Source organism: Vibrio sp. 10N.261.51.F12 (genome assembly GCF_041471725.1).
Lineage (GTDB): Bacteria > Pseudomonadota > Gammaproteobacteria > Enterobacterales > Vibrionaceae > Vibrio.
Genome location: NZ_JBFROV010000004.1, coordinates 94,106 through 116,170, shown reverse-complemented (window position 1 = coordinate 116,170; position 22,065 = coordinate 94,106). Strand labels below are relative to the sequence as shown.

Here is a 22,065-nt window from a genome sequence, read left to right as displayed (position 1 = left end):
GGATTATCTGCAAAAGGCGCGGCAACGTGTTCACCGTTTATCACTCAAATCAAATAGATGTACTCAAATCTCTGTTGGTGCAGCTTATTAAGATCGACCCGCTAGCCAACCCCTTCGAAAAAGAACAAATTCTGGTACAAAGCCCAGGCATGTCACAATGGCTCAACATTGCTATGGCGCAAGAGTTTGGGATTGCGGCGAACACCGATTTTCCTTTACCCGCCACTTTTATTTGGGAGCGCTTTACTCAAGTGCTTGATGATGTTCCTCAGCGCAGTGCTTTTAATAAAGAAGCGATGACATGGAAGATCATGCACCTATTGCCGCATCACCTTGATGATGAAGATTTCGCTCCTCTTGCCCAGTATCTGGAACACGATGACGACGCATCGAAGCGATACCAGCTCGCCGAAAAAATAGCCGATATCTATGATGGTTATTTGGTGTATCGGCCGGAATGGATTGCCGCGTGGGAATCAGGGCAGTCGGTTCCTGACTTGGAAGATGAGCAGCCTTGGCAGCCAAAACTTTGGCAGTCTTTGTATGACCATACACTGGCTTTAGGCCAATCGCCTTACCATCGTGCCAACTTGTATGAGCATTTTATCGACACCTTGGCGCACAGTCGTGGTGAGCAATTGGATGCTCGGCTTGCGGGTTTGCCAAAGCGATTGTTTGTGTTTGGTATTTCCTCATTGCCTCCGCGTTATTTGGATGCGTTAAATGCACTTGGGCAACATATTGATGTACATATGATGTTTACTAACCCTTGTCGTATTTATTGGGGTGATGCTCGAGATCGTAAATACTTAGCCAAATTAACTGCCAATAGCTATCAGCACCCACAATTGAGTCATGATGATCTTCATGTGAGTGATACTGGAAACAGCTTACTAGCTTCAATGGGCAAGTTAGGCCGAGACAACCTTTATTTGCTTTCTCAACTTGAGTCGAATGAAATTAAACCTTTTGTCGATATCGATAGGAATTCGTTATTGCATCATATTCAAGCTGATATTTTAGACTTTAAAGAGCATCAAAATGACACGATAATATTGACGTCCAAACATAAACCCGTTATTGCCAACGATGATCGCTCGTTAACGCTGCACGTCTGTCATAGCGCGATGCGTGAGGTCGAAGCCCTTTACGATAATCTACTCACCATGTTTGACAATGATCCCCAGCTCAAACCAAGGGATATCATTGTGATGGTGGCGGATATCAACGCTTACAGCCCTTCGATTCAAGCGGTATTTGGTAACGCCGCAGGTGAGCGCTATATTCCTTTCTCCATATCAGACCGAACCGCAGACAAAGAAAGCCCACTACTCAATGCCTTCAATCAGCTTTTGGCGCTGCCTGAGTTGCGTTGTACCTCTAGCGAGCTGTTAGAGCTCCTTGATGTACCGGCCATACTGGCGCGTTTTGATCTCGATGAGCAAGAATACGCCATGATCAAGCTTTGGGTTGATGAAGCTCAGGTTCGCTGGGGGATTGATGAGGACACCGCCCACGAATTTGATTTGCCGGAGTTTGGCCAGAATTCATGGATGTTTGGCATATCAAGAATGTTAGCAGGCTATGCAATCAGTGAAGAGTCCGGATTGCTTTGCGTGGATGACGATGTGATAGCACCTTATGAGCAGACCCAAGGTATGCGCGCAGAAACGGCCGGTAAATTAGCGCAGTTTATCGATACCATAGCAGGCTATAGGCAACGCTTGAGCATGGCCACTAACATTGAGCAGTGGCGTACGGTGATTAATCAGCTGGTGGATGATTTCTTCAAGGTTGAACTTGAAGGCGAAGTCGTGATTAAGTCGATACGAGATACCATTTCAGGGCTGCAAGAACAGTTGCAAGATGCGTGTTTCGACGAGCATTTATCCCCTAAGATCGTCAGGCAGTATTTTATCAATAAACTGTCGGGCTCACGTGTTAGTCAGCGCTTTCTTGCCGGGCAGGTGAATTTTTGCACCCTAATGCCGATGCGATCGATTCCGTTTAAGGTGGTGTGTTTGCTGGGAATGAATGATGGCGTCTATCCGCGAAGCGTCCCGCCGGAGAGTTTTGATCTCATGACAGGGCGTACTCGGGCAGGGGACCGCTCTCGACGAGATGATGACCGTTATCTGTTCCTCGAGGCGCTGCTTTCTGCGCAGCAATCCCTTTACATCAGCTATGTTGGACGCTCTATCCAAGACAACACTGAACGAGTGCCATCGGTACTAGTGTCTGAGTTGATGGAGTACTGTCAGCAAAATTATCGCTTGCCGGATGATGGGGATATGAATGTGGATGATTCTGGTCAGCGTCTCAATCAGCGCCTAACACAAGAATACCCAATGGTGCCATTTAGCCCTTCGCACTTTGATGCCAATAGCGATAAGCAGAGCTATGCGGCCGAGTGGCTACCCACCGCGCGACAGAGCTCGCAAGAACAAACGGTGCAATCTTCGGCAACGCATTTTGTGCTACCGCCGATTGACCGAGCGTTAGGCGAAGTGGTTGAGCTGGACCTAACCGAGTTACAGCGATTCTGGCGCTTGCCGGTGCAGTATTTATTTAATCGTAGGCTGCAGGTTTCATTTGACCAGCAGCATTTTATGGTCGAAGAAGACGAACCCTTCGCACTCAATGGGCTAGAAAGTTTTGGCCTGCGAAATGAGTTGCTGTCGACACTGGTTAAAAATGGTGGTCAGTTGTCTGAGTCGGCCATGTCGGACTTTCAACAACAGCAAAAAGCGCAAGGCTTCTTACCTGTGCGGCATTTCGGTGATTTAGAACTGGCGGGCAACATGATGCAGACGCAAGAGCTGGCGCAAGCTGTGGCTGCGTTGACGACCTCTGCGGTGGATGATTGTGAGGTGAATCAACGAGTAGATTTGGGGCACTACCGCATTCGCCTGCAAGGCTGGATTACCGGGCAGTATTCGTCGGGTTTAGTTCGATACCGAAGTGGGCGGCTGCGTGTCAATGATTATCTCAGTGCGTGGATTGACCATTTACTACTCGCGGTAACAGGCAGTACTAAGGCCACTCATATGCTGGCATACGACAAAAAAGAAGGCGTTGTGCATCGCGTTTTACCCGCGTTGGACGCGGAGTTTGCCGCAGGGCATCTGAAAGAGCTGTTGTCTTTGTTTGTGGAAGGGCTCGATCAACCCTTGGCGTACTTTCCTGAAACGGCCATGGCAGGCATTGAGGCCAACTTTAGCCGCGGCGCATGGAAACCCGATGACGAAAAAATGCTGAGTAAAATGGAAGCCAAGTTCCTCGGGGGTTACATGATGATTGGAGAGGGGGGAAACCCTTATATCTCGAGAGTCTGGCCACAATGGGACGACAACATGGCGCAAGAAAGCAAGCAATTGGCGGCGCGCGTCTTACAGGCGCCACGAACCATGAGCCAAAGTGCCGAAGACTTTTATTCAATGGTTCCCGCGACCACAAACGCCGACGATTGACGCCGATCATGAGTGCTAATAGCCTGATAGAGAAAGTAAATCGAGAGAGTGGGCATGAGCGATGGGTTCTTTTAAACCACAGCGCCCATCGGCAAATAGGGGGGAGTGACCGCCAGCATTATTAGTATATGTAGGGAGTACGCTGGTCGGCCACAGGGTCAGAGGGACCGTAATTCGTTAGGCATGATAGTAGTGCCTATCTAATATTGATTCCGTGAATGGGATCGCACGGATTATGGCTTTAACCTCGTAATTTATTGTTTTAATTAAATTTTAAGTACTGGATCACAAAGTTGAGTTCACACATCATGTCAGACAAGAATATTCAGGCACCAATCGCACTTGATACAATGAGTTTTCCCTTGCACGGGGCGAGGCTGATCGAGGCTTCGGCGGGTACAGGGAAAACCTTTACTATTGCTGGCCTCTATTTACGTTTGTTGCTTGGGCATGGTGATGACGCCTCTCGCCATCAGCATCCACTTACCGTTGACCAAATACTGGTGGTGACCTTTACCGAAGCAGCCACTGCAGAACTGCGAGACCGTATCCGTGCACGGATTCATCAGGCCCGAATTGCCTTTGCGCGAGGCCACAGTGATGATCCTGTGATTGCTCCGTTACTGGCGGATATTAAAGACCATCGCTTTGCGGTTACGACGCTATTACAAGCGGAAAGGCAGATGGATGAAGCGGCGGTGTATACCATTCATGGTTTTTGCCAGCGCATGCTAACCCAGAATGCCTTTGAATCGGGCGCTCGTTTTAACAACGAATTCATTACGGATGAAAGCCGATTAAAAGCACAAGTGGTGGCAGACTTTTGGCGCAGCCAGTTTTATCCACTTGGTTTGGAGCTGGCAAGTGAGGTGAGAAAGCTGTGGGCAACCCCTAGCGCTTTGCTGAAAGACATTTCTCGTTATATGACAGGGCCGGCTGTCGCCTTTACTCGTCATGCCAGTGCAACTGACTTGGCGGCGTTACATCAAGATAACCTTAACGCGATTCAAGCACTAAAAGCTCAATGGAGCGCGGCAGCGGATGATATTGAAGCTTGCATCAGTCAGTCGGATGTCAACAAGCGCAGTTATACCAAAAAGTCACTGCCTATCTGGATTAGCGCGGTGACACAATGGTCGCAAGCCGAGACAAAAGATTACTATTTACCAGAACCACTAGAAAAATTTTCTCAAGCGATATTGAATGAAAAAACACCAAAAGGTACCGCGCCAGCTCATGAGGTTTTCCTTGCGATAGAAACCCTGCTTGCGTCACCTCCGGAGCTTAAAACACCATTATTGGCGTTGGCGATCACCCAGTGTCGCCAACGACTGATTGAAGCTAAAGAGAGCAAGCAATGGTTGTCGTTTGATGATCTACTGACGCATTTATCTGCTGCCCTTGAGTTTGAATCGGGCGATTTACTGGCAGAGAAAATACGTCAGCAGTTTCCTGTGGCGATGATCGATGAATTCCAAGATACCGACCCGCTGCAATACCATATTTTTAGTCGCGTCTACCTTGAATACGCACAGTGTGGTTGGTTCATGATTGGTGACCCTAAACAAGCCATTTATGGCTTTCGTGGTGCCGATATCTTTACCTACATCAAGGCAAGAAATCAGGTAACGAAGCACTACACGTTGGGGACGAACTGGCGCTCAAGTGAGAGCATGGTTCAGAGTGTTAACACCCTATTTGAGCATGCGCAGTCGCCGTTTGTGTATGATGACGATATTCCCTTCTTTGCGGTCAACGCGAACCCTAAAGCCCACCTTCGTCACTGGCGTTTGAATGACGAGCCACAAAGTGCCATCGAATTTTGGCTGCAAGAAGCCGAGAAGCCGTTACCAAAAGGTGAATATGTCACCGCAATGGCGGCGTCGACGGCTCAACACATTAAACAGGTGCTGACAGGCTCTCAACATAATGCATCCGTGTTAGTGGATGGGGACAAGCAATCTGCGATTCAAGCCGGAAACATGGCGGTATTGGTAAGAACGGGAACCGAAGGTCAGCTTATTAAGCAAGCACTGGCTGATCGCGGTATTGCCAGTGTTTACCTTTCTAATCGAGATAGTGTATTTGCCAGTCCAGTTGCCATTGATTTGTTGCGTCTACTCCAAGCCGTATGGTCCTTAGGCGATGAACGGGCCTTAAAAGCGGCACTAGCCAGTGAGCTTTTTGCGTTATCGGCTTCCTACCTCAATGATCTTAACTACGAAGAGAGCGTGTGGGAAAAGGTGATGGCAGAGTTTCAAGAGTACCGCCACTTATGGCAGACCCGTGGGGTATTGCCGATGCTGCGAGCGGTACTGTTTAAGCGTGAGATTGCGAGCCGGTTATTGACGGAGGCTGGCGGCGAGCGCTTACTGACGGATTACCTTCATCTTGGTGAGCTGCTGCAAAATGAACGACAAGATCTTGAGAGCGATAGCGCCCTGTTACGTTGGTTTGGTCAATCTATTGACGATGCGCAGCAAGGGTTGGGGGGGAGTGACGAGCACATTCAACGTTTAGAATCTGAACGCAACCTTGTGCAAATTATCACGATCCATAAGTCGAAAGGGTTGGAATATGATCTCGTGTACCTGCCGTTTGTGACTGGCTATCGCGAGGCCTCAGAGGCCAAATATTACGATGACGCCCTGCAATCTCCGGTGATTGACCTTAGTCAGTCAAAATCGGCATTGGCGCAAGCAGATAAAGAGCGGCTAGCAGAAGATTTGCGCCTTATCTACGTGGCATTGACCCGTGCTGTCTATGGGTGTTTTATTGGTATTGCTCCGCTGCGTAATGGTCGCTCAACCAAGGAACCGACGGGTGTGCACCACAGTGCTATAGGGTATTTAGTGCAACAAGCACAAGAGCTGGGTGTGAACGAACTGGCCTCAGCGCTAGGGCAACTTGAAGGCAAGCAATCGGCGATCCAAGTCGTGTCACCGCCGTGTGTTGATGACGAACTCTATCGAGCTAAAGAAACGGAACTGCCGTCACTCAGTGTTAAAACGCTCGCCTCTGGTATCGACCGAAACTGGAGAATGACGAGCTATTCAAACCTAGTGAAGCAAGGGCATCAGCATTCCGACCGCGAGGTGTTCATTGAATCGGCGGGCATTGATATCGACTCTTCTCAAGAAGAGGAAACTGTGTCTTTGCTTGAACCGGAGAAAACGATTTATCATTTTCCCAAAGGTGCGCGTCCAGGGACGTTCCTCCATACCGTCTTTGAAGAGATTGAGTTTACCGACCCGGTGAGATCTGAGCATAACCGCGAGGTGATTGAACACTTATTAGATAAAGAACAATATGAGCCACAATGGCTGCCTGTTATTCATGATTTAGTGGATCGCGTTCTTGATACGCCTCTTGACGGCGCATCGATGTTTTTAAGAGACAAATCGCCCTCACAACGTTTGGTTGAAATGGAGTTTTTATTGCCGATTGAGGTTCTGGATGCTGTCTCGCTTAATCGTGTCGTACAGCGTTACGATGATCTATCCGCGCAGGCTCAAGACCTCGGTTTTTATACGGTAAGCGGCATGTTAAAAGGCTTCATTGACTTGGTTTTCGAACATGAAGGCCAATACTATGTCCTTGATTGGAAATCGAATTACCTTGGGGATTCGGTGGAGTATTACCAGCAGGCTCAACTGAATCACGCGATGATCGATCATCGTTATGATCTTCAATATCAAATCTACGCCCTTGCGCTGCATCGCTTCCTTAAAACACGCATTAACGATTATGACTATGACCAGCATATCGGTGGGGTGTATTACTTATTTCTACGGGGTATTGAGCCTGGTTCAACCTCGGGTATTTTTAGCCAAAAGCCTCAAAAGGCATTGATTGAGGCGCTCGATGCGCTGATTTCCGGTGAGACTACACATCATGAGCACTCAGGTGAGCAACAAGGGAAGGGACAATAATGTCGGATCGGTTTCAGTCATTACCAGAGATCATTGAATTCTTAACAGAAAAGAAAATATTACGCCCTTTAGATCGTCAGTTTTCTAAGTTTGTCGCGTCATTGGAGTCACGTTATCAAGCTGAGGTCATGTGGCTAGCCGCTTTGACAAGTGCGCAACTCGGCCAAGGGCATATTTGCTTGAATCTAGACCCTAATGAAGCTCATCAACCATCACTCAGCGGTGGCGCAAACTTGCAACCAAGTGCGAGTGTACTTGGGGTCTATGGCGATGCGGCGCAGCAGATTGACCGCGTGGTAAGCCAAGTCGATTGGTTGGCGGTATTGAGCGGTGCGAATAGCATAGAAAGGATTAATATTAATGGTCTTAACGCCAGTAGCGCTAATGGTGATTCGCCGACTCCGCTGGTTTGGCAAAGAGGGCGTTTGTACTTGCACCGTTATTACCGGTATGAACAAACCATCGCTGAGCGTCTCAATGCCATGGCAACACCAATTACGATTGAAGACCCATCGAAATCGGCTGAGCTGTTAGATCGATTGTTTGCTCGTGAGTACCACTATTTATTTGCGTCAATACAAGCTTTGTCTAATGACAAAAATACTCAAGTGACACGGCAACAGCTCGTTTGCGATGCATTAGATGTGGTGCTGCCTGACGCTATCGATTGGAGTGGGGTGGATCGAGTTCTGCTTGCGGCAAACCAGGTAAGTGATCTTGATATTCTGAGCGCTTTGATTCCACTGCCGCTTTGTTTGAATTGGCAAAAAGTAGCGGCGGCGGTAGCGCTTACACGTCGCTTCTCCGTGATATCGGGTGGTCCGGGAACCGGAAAAACCACCACAGTGACCAAGTTATTGGCCGCCTTGCTGCATCAATCGCGTTCAGATAAGCAGGGGCCAGTGATAAAGCTGGTGGCACCGACGGGAAAAGCCGCGGCTCGTTTAACGGAGTCGATTGGTAAAGCGGTGACGAGCCTCGCGATTGACCCTAAAACCATGGAGCAAATTCCAACCGAGTCGAGCACAATTCATCGCTTGTTGGGTGCGATTCCGAACCGAGTGGAATTCAGACATAATCGAGACAATCCGTTGCACCTTGATGTTTTGGTGCTTGATGAAGCATCGATGGTGGATCTGCCGATGATGCATCGATTATTAGATGCGTTGCCGCCACATGCTCGCCTTATACTTCTTGGTGACAAAGATCAGCTCGCCTCCGTCGAGGCTGGAGCGGTGTTGTCTGATATCTGTGAGTTTTCCTCTCAGGGGTACAGTCCAGCGCAAAATGACACCATTAAGCAACTGACGCAGTTTGACTGTCAACGAGTGCTACCAAACAAAAAATCGACTCAAAGCAGCGCGGTTGCAGATGGCTTGTGTGTCCTGCAAAAAAGCTATCGCTTTGATGCGCGCTCCGGAATTGGCCAGTTGGCGAAGGCCATTAATGCCAGTGATATTCGTGGTTTTGATCAGGTGTGGGAAAAAGGATTTACTGATATTCAATGGCATCATTTGAGTGGTAATGCTTACCAAGGTTTGTTGAAAAGTATGGTGAATGCGTACAAACCGTATTTAGATGTTATTAAGCTAGAGCCTACTGGTGAAGACCGAAATACAAACGAAATTTTAGCCGAATGGCAACGAAAAACGGCAAAGTTAGCATTGACGACTTTTGCTCATCATCGGTTGTTATGCGCGGTTCGAGAAGGCGACTTTGGTGTGGTTGGCCTAAATCAGAGAATTGAACAACGATTAAATCAACGAGCAATGATCGCGAATAGTGAGGTTCAGTGGTATGCCGGCCGTCCTATCATGGTGACACGTAACGATCACAACCTAGGCTTATACAATGGCGATATCGGTTTATGTATGGTGGATTACACAGGCGATGTCGATAAGCTAAAGGTGTTTTTTGAATTGCCAGATGGCAGTATTAAATCGGTGTTGCCGAGCCGAGTTCCGGACCATGACACGGCCTATGCTATGACCATCCATAAGTCTCAAGGCAGCGAATTTGCTCATACTTTTTTGATTCTACCAGGTGATTTTTCGCCATTGCTGACTAAAGAATTGATCTATACCGGTATTACCCGCGCCAAAAAGACCCTGACAATGATCGCTGATCCTGCTGTTGTTCACAAAACTATCCGCAGTAAAACGGTGAGGCATAGTGGTTTGGCGCAGCAGTTAGCGCGTTAATAAGTAGTGATACGTTGTTCAATTTAAAAGGTTGAGCAACGTATTTTAATTAGATGAAATAGCGATGGAGGTATATAAGCCCTCCCTTTCAATATTTACATATTATATGGCGCGCATGATTTTTATTAAATGACAATGTTTAATTTTAAAATGTTGGCATAGCTTATCGAAAATAATCACAGGGTCATATTTTTGACTGTTTCAAACGTCATTTTTCCGACTCACATATTAATTTAATTTTTGATACCTATAAGTAAAATATATTGTACCTTCTGTTTTTTGACTATTGCTTGTTATTTTTTATATTACTTTACTATATCGATTTATTTTTATAAGAATTAAAGGTATAGGGAATATAAAATGATGAATAAAATGGCAGTGGTGCCACAAGGGATTACTTTATTCGCTATTTTCAGTGTGTTTGCTTCTGTTGCTCAAGCGAATAATGAGAGTTATTCGTTATTACAACCTCAATTGTTGGATGAAGAACAAAGCTATTATATCCACGAGCCCAATATTGAGTTGGGTAATGTGTATATTTTTGAACTTGAAAATAAAAATGAAATAGACGCTGCTTATGCGGATGTTTTTGCTGATAGTGAGCGTATTGCTTCGCTTAAAGTGGATGGTGATACTCGTGATTATGCTATTAGCGTAAATGGCTCAATCGAGGAGCTTGAATTAAGGGTAGTAGAAGGGAAAGTCACGTTATCTCACGTTTCAAATCAGCAAGACTTACCATTGCAAAATCCCAATACTGCAATAGAAAGAATCGAATTAGGTACTTTTGAATTAACCGATCAGTGGCAGACACTTTACCCGACTCTACAATATTCGATGCCTATTTTACTAACGTCAGCATATCAAGTCAGTAGCGGTGATGTTGAGGTAACAACAGAGCCGAACGTGAATGACTCAGGTGTGGTTGAACGACGCCAAGATGCGGCAGGTAATTGGGAGTTGCGCGTTAAGCCTTGGCCAGGAATGGATAACTTTCACGCGAATATCGATTACTTGATTATAGAGGCGCAAGAATATCAGTCTGAGTCAATGCAGCTACTGGCCGCTCGCTTAAACCGCACGTCGAGTGATTTCTGGCAGCAATGGTTATTTTCTGAGGCCAGCCAATTAGGTATGAATTGGCACCACCTTCCTGCCGTGGTTACTCAACCGCAAACTCAACATGATGAACGCAGCCTATTTGCTCGCATTAAACAGCTGGACTTCTCTGGATTCTGGAGCGCGTTATTCTATCCAAGCGCAAATGGAACCGGTGGCGATACAGATGAAGAGTTGGGTGTACTGGCGTTATCGGTGAATGAGGATGCCACATTAGCGATTCTTGATGTGAATATGCCCGTCTCCATGAACACATTTTCTTTAAAAGAAGCCTGGAAACAAATGGGAGATTGGGAGTATAGACTGACCGAAGATACCACCGATGATTCAGAACAAAGTCACACGTCGGAAACCGTAAACCTGATTCAAATAGGTGAGATTCAATTGGTACAAACAGTGACCAATAACGGTTCAGATAACTACAGTATTGAGCGCCGATTACATAGTTCGGTTGATTACGATCATGATGGGCTTCGTGATGAGTTTGATGCTGATAAGGATAATGATGGTGTTGTCAACGCGGATGATGCTTACCCTTACGACGAACTGCGTTCGGTTGTTGCTGTCGTTCAAGTGCCGTCGATGATTCATGCCGTGGACTATACCGAAGGTCAAGACAATGACGAGGGAGAAAGTAACTATCGAGGCGCAGACGGTATTGATATTGAGAATGATGCTACCGCTGGCTTGCATATTAGTCGAATGAATGAAGGAGAATGGTTAAGGTACACGATTGACGTGGCTCAAGCCGGTTACTATGACGTCACATTTTCTCTGGGTAGTGAAGGTACCTCTGCACTGGAACTGCAAGTCGAAGGGCAGCGAAATACGACCTTAGATTTTCAATCTGGGGGAGCGAGAAACTTCCAGCCGTTTACGATACCAACCGTATATCTTCCCACTGGAGAGCAAACACTAACCGTTACTGCGAAACATGGCAGCTTTCGTTTTGCAAATATAGAAATAGCAGAACATGCCCCTGAGTTATCGCCACTGTTGAAGTTAATGTTTGAAGATGACCATGATCTAACAATAGACAGTTCAAGCTATGCAAGAGAAGACGTCAAGCAATTGGGGGACTTTGATCAGCCGATAATGCGTACTGGTTATGGTTTACAATTTGCGGGTGATCACACTCAGAAACTCGTGTGGAAAGCTGGCCCAGCATTAAGCGATTTCTCTTTAAGTGTCCAAATCAACCAAGCTGATGTAGCAGAAGGTACGCTTAGTCTTATGGCATTAAGTCAGGCAGAGCGTGGGTTTTTATTACTAGAAAAAACGCAGTCAGGCGTATTACGACTTCGTAGCGTAGTGAAAGATGATCAAAATAACGAGATTGAACGAAGCCGGTGGGATATACAAGAAGGCACGGATAGCAACGGGTTCTTAACCATCACTTTTGCAACGGTAGAAAACCATACGTTGTACCGGGTGGGAGACCTCAAGGTTTATATTGATGGCGAACAAGTTGTCGATGAACAGCGTGTCTTTTTACCGCGCTACGATGTCAGTCAGTTGGTTCTCGGTGATAGTAGTGCTTCACTGACTCAGTTTTATAGTATTGGACGAGTGCAGCTCGATGAATGGCGCCTTGATGGTCATGCACTTAGCGCTGCTCAAATTGCCTCTGTCTACGCCAATAGCGCTGCGCCTGATACGGACAATGATGGGCACATTGATATTGTCGATGCGTTTCCGGAGGATGTCCATGAGTGGCAAGACAGCGATAACGATGGGTTAGGTAATAATGCCGACACCGATGATGACAATGATGGCGCACCAGACAGCACTGATGCCTTCCCGCTTGATCCCACTGAAGACACCGACACCGATGGCAATGGCATTGGTAACAACGCCGATACGGATGATGATGGTGATGGGGTGTTGGATGACAATGATGCATACCCTACGGATCCTAACCACTCTGAAAGTGTGACGTTAACGGTCAATGTCGATGATATTGGCGTGCCATTAACAGCGCAGATTATCTTTACTCATGGCGAGGAAAGTTATCCGTTAAATGTGCAATTTGGTGAGCTGAAAAACACCACGCTTCCCGCGCAAAAATACAGCGTTTATGCGCCCTCTGTTCAAGGATTACAAGCATTCCGTACGCCAGTTATCGTGGATTTAAGTGATGCTGACACGGTACCGGAGGCGCTGTCTCTACGATATCGCCCAACCCCTGATGTCTCATATGTTAACCAGCGTGCCTTACCGGGGTTGAGCATTGACGTGCTAAAAACAGGCTTGGGCAATATTCGCCAGTTGGCGTTAGGTGACGAGGTACTTTACGCCGCAACGCGAACAGAAGACAAAGTCTATGGCATGCCCTTCAACGCCGCTACCATGGAAGTGGGTCACCCGGTTGTGGTAGCCGATGGGTTGAACATGCCGAGCGGCTTAGCGTATCGAGATGGGGCGTTATACATTGCTGATGTAGATGGCTTATATCGTGTCAACGATGTGGATGCACATTATACCGCTTTCCCAACTACCGAAACGTTGTTGACCTTGCCAGGGAGTGAGCTGGATACCTCTGATCGATCACAAGCTGGGCAAATTCACCATCAGTGGAAGTTTATCCGTTTCGGTCCCAACCCTAACGACAACAGTATTTATATCCCGGTTGGTCAGCCGTGTAACGCGTGCAGTATTGAAGATGAACGCTTTGGTACCATCTTAAAATACGACTTAAACACGGGGGAATACACTATTGCGGCGAAAGGTATTCGTAATACCGTCGGCTTTGATTTCCATCCCGATACCCAAAACTTGTGGTTCAGTGACAATAGCCGTCAAGCGACGGGACTGGGTTCAGAGTTTCAAGGCGTGGTCGATGAGCTCAACCACGTGACAGAAGAAGGTCAACACTTTGGCGCGCCTTACGTTTATGGTTATGGGCAGCTTGGTGTTTCTCAAGACGAAGAAGACAATGGTGAAGGGCTCAATATTCCTTTATCGGATATTCGCGTCGAAAATTACCAAGCGCCAGCATTGAGTATTGCCGGTCATTCAGCGCCACTAGGCATTGAGTTCAATAACCTATTGCCAGCAAGTTTTGGTGCCCAACAGTTGTGGATTGCCGAGCATGGTAACGGCACGCCAGAGCATGAAGGCATTCATGTTCAACTGGTAGGAATGAACGCGCAAGGCGAGATTGATTATCAGATAGACGCCATTCCATTTATGAAGACATTTGGTGGCAGCTATATCTGTTTTGATGGTTCATGTAATGGCCGCCCTGTCGCGTTTTTGACGCTGGCTGATGGCAGTATGTTGATGTCAGATGATGCCATGGATAGCTTGGTTCATATTAAATCAAATGAAGCTGCATTGCTGGACACTACCGTAACCATTACGCCGCCTGACGCGCCAAGTAACGACTTAGTGAACGAGCGTGTGCGTGTTCGTCTAACGGATCCGTTGGGCTATGAGCGAAACATCACGCTGCGTTTTGGTGGTCAACCACTAGTCATACAGGGTGCAATACATGGTGATTACACGCTAAAAGCCTTGGACTTCACAGATTGGCTGTCTGAATTAGACGCCCCTGAAAGTCAGTCACTGAACAGTGACAACAAAGCGATCGCGTGGGGAGTGGATTACTATGAAGTGACGGTAGACTCAGGGAGTGTCACCTTAAGGACGCCAACATCACCGAGTTTTGATGTCGTCAACGACCAACAATCAGTGACGATAACGGGAGAAAATTACCAGTCAAACCAAAATATGGCGTGGAACAGTACGTTAGTACTGGATGACTTAGCGTTAGGAGAGTATGAATTGGTCGTCTCTCAGGTTGGGGCGTATTCACCCGTGCCATCGAGCCAACGTTTGAGTGTTACGGGGCGCGAACCTAATGTAAACGCGACATGGACCATGAGCGGTGACAGCACGACCGGTGCGTCGTTATACCAAGAAAAATGCGCAGATTGCCATAATGGACAGGGTGTGGGACCCGACCTGATTGGCGATCAGGCTGTCGCGGATCGATGGTCAGATCGTTCATTGACTCAATTGAAAAGTAAAGTGGATACGATGTTTACGATGGCGTGTGATGATCTATGTCGTCAGAAGGTCGCCAGTTACTTGTGGTATGACGTATGGGGAAATAAAACTGAGGAGGTCGTTGAACCAGGTATTATTTCACTCGCTTTGAATGCATCAAATAATGAACAAGTAACGGTTCGTATACTTGGCGATAATGTTGAGAAAGAAGTCGTTGTTACTGCTGGTGATGAAACGTCGATTATTGATCTACCATTGCAATATTATCGAATTGAAGTCGTGACAAAGACTGGCGTTCGCGCTATTCCAGCGGGCTACCAAGCGACGTTAAGCGAACAAGCTCCAACTCATACGATTATGTTTGAGCTACAAGCCGATCCGGATAGTGATGGTGACGGTATTGCGGATTCAAGAGACTGGGATGATGACAATGACGGAACCCCGGACTTGTTGGATGAATCACCACTTGATAACGCTGTGACTAATAATACGCTCATCTTCGATTACGGTTTTGAAGCGGAAAGCCGCAGTGTCAATCCAGATTCACCAAATGAAGGGAACTACTGGGTATACCAGAGTAGAAATTCTGCACCTAACCTGTATGCCAATCAGTATTTTGAACCCGTTCCAGGAGCCGTTGGCGACGGCGCATATAGCTATAAAGCTCGTACATTATTCGCTAACGGACTGACATTTAATTTAACGACGTTCTTAGAGAGTTTTACCTTTAGCTACTGGATGAACTTTTCTTATATTGATGCAGGCAGTTACCTCGGCCTCAACCGCTGTACGTGGTTCTGTCTGGTGCCGAATCAAGATAGCTCAATATCGGTCTTTGATAATAATGTTGAGATACATAAGAGTCAGGTGATTGATGGCTTAGATGGCTGGGCTCATATCGCGTTAGTTTACGATCAAGGAACATTCCATCTTTACGTAGATGGTAAGTCGATATCAACGTTCGTACATAGCGTCGATAAGTGGAGCCTAGACGGTCGACTCTTTATTGGTAACCCTAATAAAGGTATTGATGAGCTCAAGTTGTTTGACGCTGCACTCACAGCCAGTCAAGTGTCTGCACTGCGAGGTGATAACGACGGTGATGGCGTGCTCGATATTGACGATTTGTCCTCGAAAGATAACACGCTGGGCCTTGATAGTGATAATGATGGCATAGAAGATAGCCGAGATCTGGATGACGACAACGATGGTGTCGTGGACAGTTTGGATTGGGCGCCTACCGACGCCAGTGAAACCTTAGATACTGACGGTGATGGGATTGGTAACAACGCCGACAATGATGACGACAATGATGGTGTACTTGATGCTTACGATGGTTATCCACTGGATCCTTTGCTCAGTACATTGCCGGTCATGGTCGATATTGACCCGAATACCGCCACATTTGCTGACGTTAACGAAAGATTAATCCAAGCAAGGTGTGTGGCATGTCATACCGATGGTGGTGCGGCGGATCTCAGTCAACTGAAATTTGAACACGGTGATGATGATCTGACGGTCCAAAAAAATGCCGATCGTTTAATGGATTATGTCCGAGATTATGACAGTGATATTGTGACTGTCCTCGCCAAGCCTGCAGGTAAAGTCAATCATGGCGGTGCCACGGTTTTTCCTGAATCAAGTAATCAGTGGCAAATTCTACGTGCGGTTTTATATAAAGCGTTTAATAAGCCGATTGAAACTGAACCAGAAGAGACCAGCTTATTCCACTTAGAGAGCAGAGACCAAACCTACAGAAAAGCGAAGCTGCTGCTGCAGGGGGAAGTACCGACTCAAAGTGAGATGTTAGATGCCAGAAGCTGGAGCGAAGAAAAGCTTAGAGAGGAAGTCACAAAACTGACGGACAGTAGTGAGCAGTTTAAAGCGTTTGTTATACGCACTGCTAACGACAATCTGCACACAAGATCGTTGCTCGGTATTAATGATTATCGCCGGCAAGATTACACGAACGACTATTACTATTGGCACTACCCTGAGTCATACAACTTAATTTCTACTGAAGGGTCGGACGTGACTTATCAAGATGGAATTAAATTCTCCAGGGAATTAATAGAAGCACCACTCGAACTTATTTGGGACATTGTTTCTAAAGATAAACCGTATAGTGAGGTTTTAACCGCCGATTACACAATGGGTTCTGCGTCAACAGCGAAACACTTTGCTGATATCAATGTTGAAGAAGGGACATTTGTGCCCGTTAAAGACACGAATTATCACGTGTCCTCAGACGGTAGGTTGCCCAATTATTATGGGGATAGCAGAGAACGGGTATGGTCCGAAAATGACATTAGTGTCGATCGGCCGCATTCTGGTGTGCTCTCTACGTTTGGATACTTGTGGACGTACCCCAACACCGATACCAACTTTCATCGTACACGTGCTAACAATACGATGAAAATATTCCTCAATTATGAGATTGAAACCAATTTAGCTCGGACGATTTCAACCGACGATGTCATTGATGATGATAACCCAACGATGAATAACCCAGCTTGTGCGAACTGTCATATCACCATGGATCCTATTGCAGCCGGCTTCCAAGACTATGGACATGAAGGCCAATATAAATATGTGGGAGGCAAAAACTCACTCATCGGAAGTTATCGAGCAGAATACATTTTTGATGACAATGAAACGTGGTACAGAGACATCCGTCCAGCTGGTTATTATGGTGTAAACCTCCCAGATGGCGAGGTGCCAATTAAATGGCTTGGTGAGCGTTTAGTTCAGGACCGAAGATTTGCCACTGGTACGGTGAACTTTTGGTGGCCGGCTCTGTTTAGCCGAAACTTGCGAAAAGCCCCCGATCCTGACTCGTTAGAGTATCAAGATGAACTGGCTATTTATGAGTATGAGCAAAGGATCGTAGAAGACCTCGCTGATAATTTCGTGGCGTCAAATATGAACCTGAAGCTTCTCTTGGTGGACATGATTATGCATGAATACTTCCGAGCAGAATCGACAACAGAGGGCTCAATCTCTGGATTGGAACGTTACCGAGCGCTCACGCCAGAAGAGCTGGTCAACAAATTCGAGAGTGTGACTGGCTATTCATATAACGAAGATGGAGATTGGGGGGTGGGTGAGCATCTATTTAATGACACCAGCTATCGCGTCAATCTCGGAGGTATTGATTCAATTTCTACGAAAACTCGACAGCGTGATGTATCCGCGATTGCTTATGGTTTGATGAAATCACAAGCCGTAACGTCGTCGTGCAGCATTATCGTGAATGAATTTAAAGCTCAGAATAAGCGCTTATTCAACGGTATATCGGAGAGCGATGTACCAGGGTTGTATTCAAAGACGGATGTCATCATTAGCGCATCAGACTCCCCAGTGAATACAGAGGTTCGGTCATTTGCAGGAAAAGGAGTCAATTCAATCAGACTCAAGTTTACTGAAGGTGGGTTTATTGGTCGGTATCTATGGATCAAAAATGAAAACGACGATGTTGTACTAGAAGGGACGTTACAAGAGTTAGTACAACGCGGTGTCATCACTCATAATTTCACAGAACATAGTGATGGTGAGTCGATTTCAACGTGGAGTAATAACAATACTCGATTTATCAACATTAATATTGATATTCCTAGCAGTGGTAATTACACCGCCATTATTGAAAGTACGCCTAAAAACCAACTAGATGTTGGCATCAATGTGACGTGGAAACAGCAGGATACTCGATTAGCGGTAGGTGATAGTAAAGATAAGGTACAGGCAAAGCTATCTGAGCTGATCAACACATTATGGGGTGAGAACACATCGGTGGAGAGTGAAGAAGTACTTAAAGCTTATGAATTGTTTGCACAACTACTCGATAATCGTACGTTGGAAGCAGATGGTAGATCGTTAGATAGCTATGGTCGTTGTGCTTATATGAGCGCTGATCCTAATGCGAATATTGAACTTAGTGATACGTACAACACGCTCAATACGTGGCAAGCGATGTTGTCATACTTCCTGATGGACTTTAGGTTCGGGCATGAGTAATTAGGAGAAGAATTATGGAACGAAGAAATTTTCTAAAAATGCTAGGTATAGGCGCGACAGCGACGACTTTTCCTGCGTTATCGTTTGGACAAAGTGCCGAATCTGACCAGTACTTTATTTACGTGAATGCCCAAGGTGGATGGGATGTGACCTACTTCTGTGACCCAAAAGTAAATGTTGATGGTCAACCTGTCATCACCAATTGGTCTAAGGACAGTGCGGTTGGAAAGGCCGGGAACTTGTATTACGCACCAGTAGGGGGTAATAAAAGTTTCTTTGATAAACACCATGATAAAACGCTCGTGATTAATGGTGTCAATATGAATACGGTTAATCACACGTCAGGTGTCATTTACTCAGTATCAGGAAAGATATCTCGTACGCATCCAACACTCGGCGCACTCAATGCCAGTAATGCGAACGCAGAACTCGCAATCCCCTTTATGACTTCGTCAGAGTATAAAAATACCAAGGACTTAGTGTCTGGGTTCAACTTGTCTGGCAATTCTGATGATTTAATTGCTAAAGCGGCTTACCCGTATAACCATAAAGGCGGAGCAACCAGTTCAATTTATATCGAAACGGAAGAGCAACTACTTGAAAATGCGCATAAATTGTCAACAGAAAGGTTGGTTAACAATGCCAACTTGCTCGCGGGTGATAATGCTCGTTTAAAAAGGTTTAAGAGCACGAGTGAACAAAATCAGTATTTATACAAACTCGCTGAATACCATCAGACATTAAAAGAAACGGTGCCTGATGGGGTGGATCAAACGTTCACCTTTATGATGGCTGGACTTTGCTCTGGCTATACATCCAGTGCCGATATTGCGTGTTATGGGTTTGATACTCATTTTAACAATGACGCCGGCCAGATAGATAGCTTAGATCGTTTGACGCGACATGTTGATTATATTTGGCAAGTCGCTGAAGCGGGCGGCATTGCTGACCGTCTCACGGTTCTAGTCGGTTCTGATTTTTCTAGAACCCCAGCTTATAACGGGAGTGCGGGCAAAGATCATTGGCCAATCAATAGTTATTTGGTCATGAATAAAACTTGGGGCTTAGGAAACCAAGTGATAGGAACGACAACAGATGGTCACTACGCAAATAAAATGGATATGAATACGCTAAAAGAGGATGCCGAAGGGGAGCATTTGACGCCTGAACATGTACATCAATTAGTCAGAGAAAAACTAGGCTTAGCCCAAACTGAGCAGGGGATTAAATATGCATTAGGTGTTGCGAACCCTATCAGTATTTAATTTAAGCGTGCGCCAAACCGCCACGATCATCAGGTAGTGGCGGTTTGGCTTTTTAAAATCCGAAAGTAAGGACGTCACTATGTGGCAAGATCATCAATCATTATCTATTCATTTGAGGGTAAATTAACGCCTTCGTCCATGACTTGATGGCTATAATCGATCGATGTTTGAGATCCTGTATTGTAACCAGTTTAAAGATGGAGATTTACCTAACGTCTTTTTCAACAGTGTAGATGTTCTGCAATAGGATTTATTTAATTTGTCGAAGGCTAAAGGGATCTTCATCAATTGCTGAGATGCGATATCACCGACAACGATAAAGTCAGGTAGGCAGGCTAAACCAACGCCATTTTTGCATAGCGATAATGCTGTGAGTGAGTCTTGAATTTCCCAGGTTTGGAATGCATCACAAACATCACGATTAATGACGTTTTTTATGCCGTCAACAACAAGAATTCTCATGTTGCAAAACTCTTCGTAGGACAGCATGTTGGAGACGTTTTGGTCGTAATATCGAGGTGAAGCGACCCAACTAAAATTGACATAGTAACCCAAGACACAGTTCAACGTTGTCCGGTCAGACACATTAAATAATCCAATAGCCATGTCAATCTCGTCTTGTTCAATTTTTTCATGCAAGTTCGCACTAGATTGTTGCACTAAATTTATTCGAACGGTTGGAAATAATTTTGAGAAATCACTTAAAACATCAATGACCTCAGGTGCGAAAATGAGTGGATCAATACCAATGGAGATATGTGATGGATTAGTGCTGAATATATTTCGAGATTGTTCAACAAAATTGTTGTATTGAGATATCATCATCCGAGCGCCTTTCAAAAGGAATTTCCCCTTCTCTGTCAATACAGGGTACCTCCTACTGCGGTCGAATAAAGCATACCCTAAATCTGCTTCTAAATTCTGTATTGAAAGGCTGATCGCAGCTTGAGTCTTATTGAGCTTCCTTCCAGCAGCACTAAATGACCCATTTTCGGCAGCGGCGATAAATGAATAAATGTTATCTATTTGAATCGTCATCTTTAAGTCACTTCTATTGGCACTTGATTCAATGTTCAACATATAACAATTAATAGGACGTCATTAATGATTTGTTACATACGCGGTGTGATGAGTGGAGTGTATAATATGATGCTTTAATGTGGTTACATATTTACATGCTGCTTAATGAGGATGATATTGTTTTTTGATGGGGTGTATTTTTAAGGCTTTGTTTTTTAATGATAAAGGCATGACTTTAATTATTGCTTATCGTTTGGGTAACTACTCAATAATTTCTTTTTGTGTGATTATTTCAGTATTTAAATCTATAAAAAATTAATTTAAATTATTTTAATCTGTTTGTTGTGTTTAAATAGTTAATTTAATGCATGGTTTTAAAAATGTGATTTATTGCCAAGTTTATTGCCAAGTTTATTGCTCATGTATTATAAGCGTAAATTAGGATACTTATATTCAATATCTATGGTTTACTTGTTGGGTATATTTGAAAGTTATTTTACCAAGGGTGGGAATATAGTCTGTATGTGAAAGATTGCCTGTATTAGATATCGGTATAGCGAGAGTTTTATGAGCATGGGTTGGAATAAAAAAAGGATATCGAACCTAGTGGGCGCTAAATGCCTCAATAGCAAGACCGTCCCTGGTCGAGAGGTGTTAGTTTTGAGGAGGATAAGATCAGTTAAACACTTCAGAAAAAGTGATTTTATTGATCTTATATTGCTCTTGGTAGTGCCCCATCAGTGACTGAATCTTGTCAGATGCGGGGAACACACAATGAACATTTAAGCCTTCAAGAAAGTGGTTTTCAGCCATATCCCAAAAGCTTTGGACAGAATTACAAATAACAGTACGCATAAATATTGCTCTCAACGGCAGTCGTGGCACACGTAGCTATCCCTGCGTTTTCCCAACTTATTGGGATTTACATCACAAAACACTCTGTAATTTGTGCGAATTTTAGACAGTTATTGGCGCGTTGTAAAATAATTTATGCAATTAATTAATAGCAATCGGTTTTATATAATGTAGGTCA

Annotated in this window: 7 protein-coding genes; 5 read left to right on the top strand and 2 right to left on the bottom strand. The window is 45.3% G+C overall.

Annotated features, from left to right (window positions below):
• Positions 1-26 precede the first annotated feature (26 nt).
• From recC to AB4405_RS02335, 5 genes are all read left to right on the top strand, one after another.
• Positions 27-3,470: an exodeoxyribonuclease V subunit gamma gene (gene recC, locus AB4405_RS02355; RefSeq protein ID WP_372059459.1), complete on the top strand. Its 3,444-nt coding sequence runs from the start codon at positions 27-29 to the stop codon at positions 3,468-3,470.
• A gap of 308 nt (positions 3,471-3,778) precedes the next feature.
• Positions 3,779-7,402 (top strand): exodeoxyribonuclease V subunit beta, encoded by a 3,624-nt coding sequence (gene recB, locus AB4405_RS02350; protein WP_372059458.1) that lies wholly within the window; start codon positions 3,779-3,781, stop codon positions 7,400-7,402.
• Complete coding sequence (gene recD, locus AB4405_RS02345; protein ID WP_372059457.1) at positions 7,402-9,603, top strand: exodeoxyribonuclease V subunit alpha; 2,202 nt, start codon at positions 7,402-7,404, stop codon at positions 9,601-9,603. Before recB ends, recD begins: the two co-directional genes overlap by 1 nt.
• Before the next feature lie 360 nt (positions 9,604-9,963).
• Positions 9,964-18,747, top strand: a complete 8,784-nt coding sequence (locus AB4405_RS02340) for a LamG-like jellyroll fold domain-containing protein (RefSeq protein WP_372059456.1) — start codon at positions 9,964-9,966, stop codon at positions 18,745-18,747.
• A gap of 14 nt (positions 18,748-18,761) precedes the next feature.
• Positions 18,762-20,012: a DUF1501 domain-containing protein gene (locus AB4405_RS02335; protein ID WP_372059455.1), complete on the top strand. Its 1,251-nt coding sequence runs from the start codon at positions 18,762-18,764 to the stop codon at positions 20,010-20,012.
• Positions 20,013-20,162: 150 nt separating this feature from the next.
• Here AB4405_RS02335 and AB4405_RS02330 read toward each other — a convergent pair whose 3' ends face one another.
• The gene (locus tag AB4405_RS02330; protein ID WP_372059454.1) at positions 20,163-21,050 is read right to left on the bottom strand and encodes a LysR family transcriptional regulator; all 888 of its coding nucleotides are present in this window, start codon (positions 21,048-21,050) and stop codon (positions 20,163-20,165) included.
• 657 nt (positions 21,051-21,707) lie between these two features.
• On the bottom strand, positions 21,708-21,887 hold the full coding sequence (locus tag AB4405_RS02325) for a hypothetical protein (protein ID WP_102468762.1): 180 nt from the start codon (positions 21,885-21,887) through the stop codon (positions 21,708-21,710).
• Positions 21,888-22,065: the final 178 nt, after the last annotated feature.

What these genes read in the sequence shown, in the direction of transcription:
- recD (WP_372059457.1), top strand. Translation starts at nt 7,402, where the DNA reads ATGTCGGATCGGTTTCAGTCATTACCAGAGATCATTGAATTCTTAACA.
- recB (WP_372059458.1), top strand. Translation starts at nt 3,779, where the DNA reads ATGTCAGACAAGAATATTCAGGCACCAATCGCACTTGATACAATGAGT.
- AB4405_RS02335 (WP_372059455.1), top strand. Translation starts at nt 18,762, where the DNA reads ATGGAACGAAGAAATTTTCTAAAAATGCTAGGTATAGGCGCGACAGCG.
- AB4405_RS02325 (WP_102468762.1), bottom strand. Translation starts at nt 21,887, where the DNA reads ATGCGTACTGTTATTTGTAATTCTGTCCAAAGCTTTTGGGATATGGCT.
- AB4405_RS02340 (WP_372059456.1), top strand. Translation starts at nt 9,964, where the DNA reads ATGATGAATAAAATGGCAGTGGTGCCACAAGGGATTACTTTATTCGCT.
- AB4405_RS02330 (WP_372059454.1), bottom strand. Translation starts at nt 21,050, where the DNA reads ATGACGATTCAAATAGATAACATTTATTCATTTATCGCCGCTGCCGAA.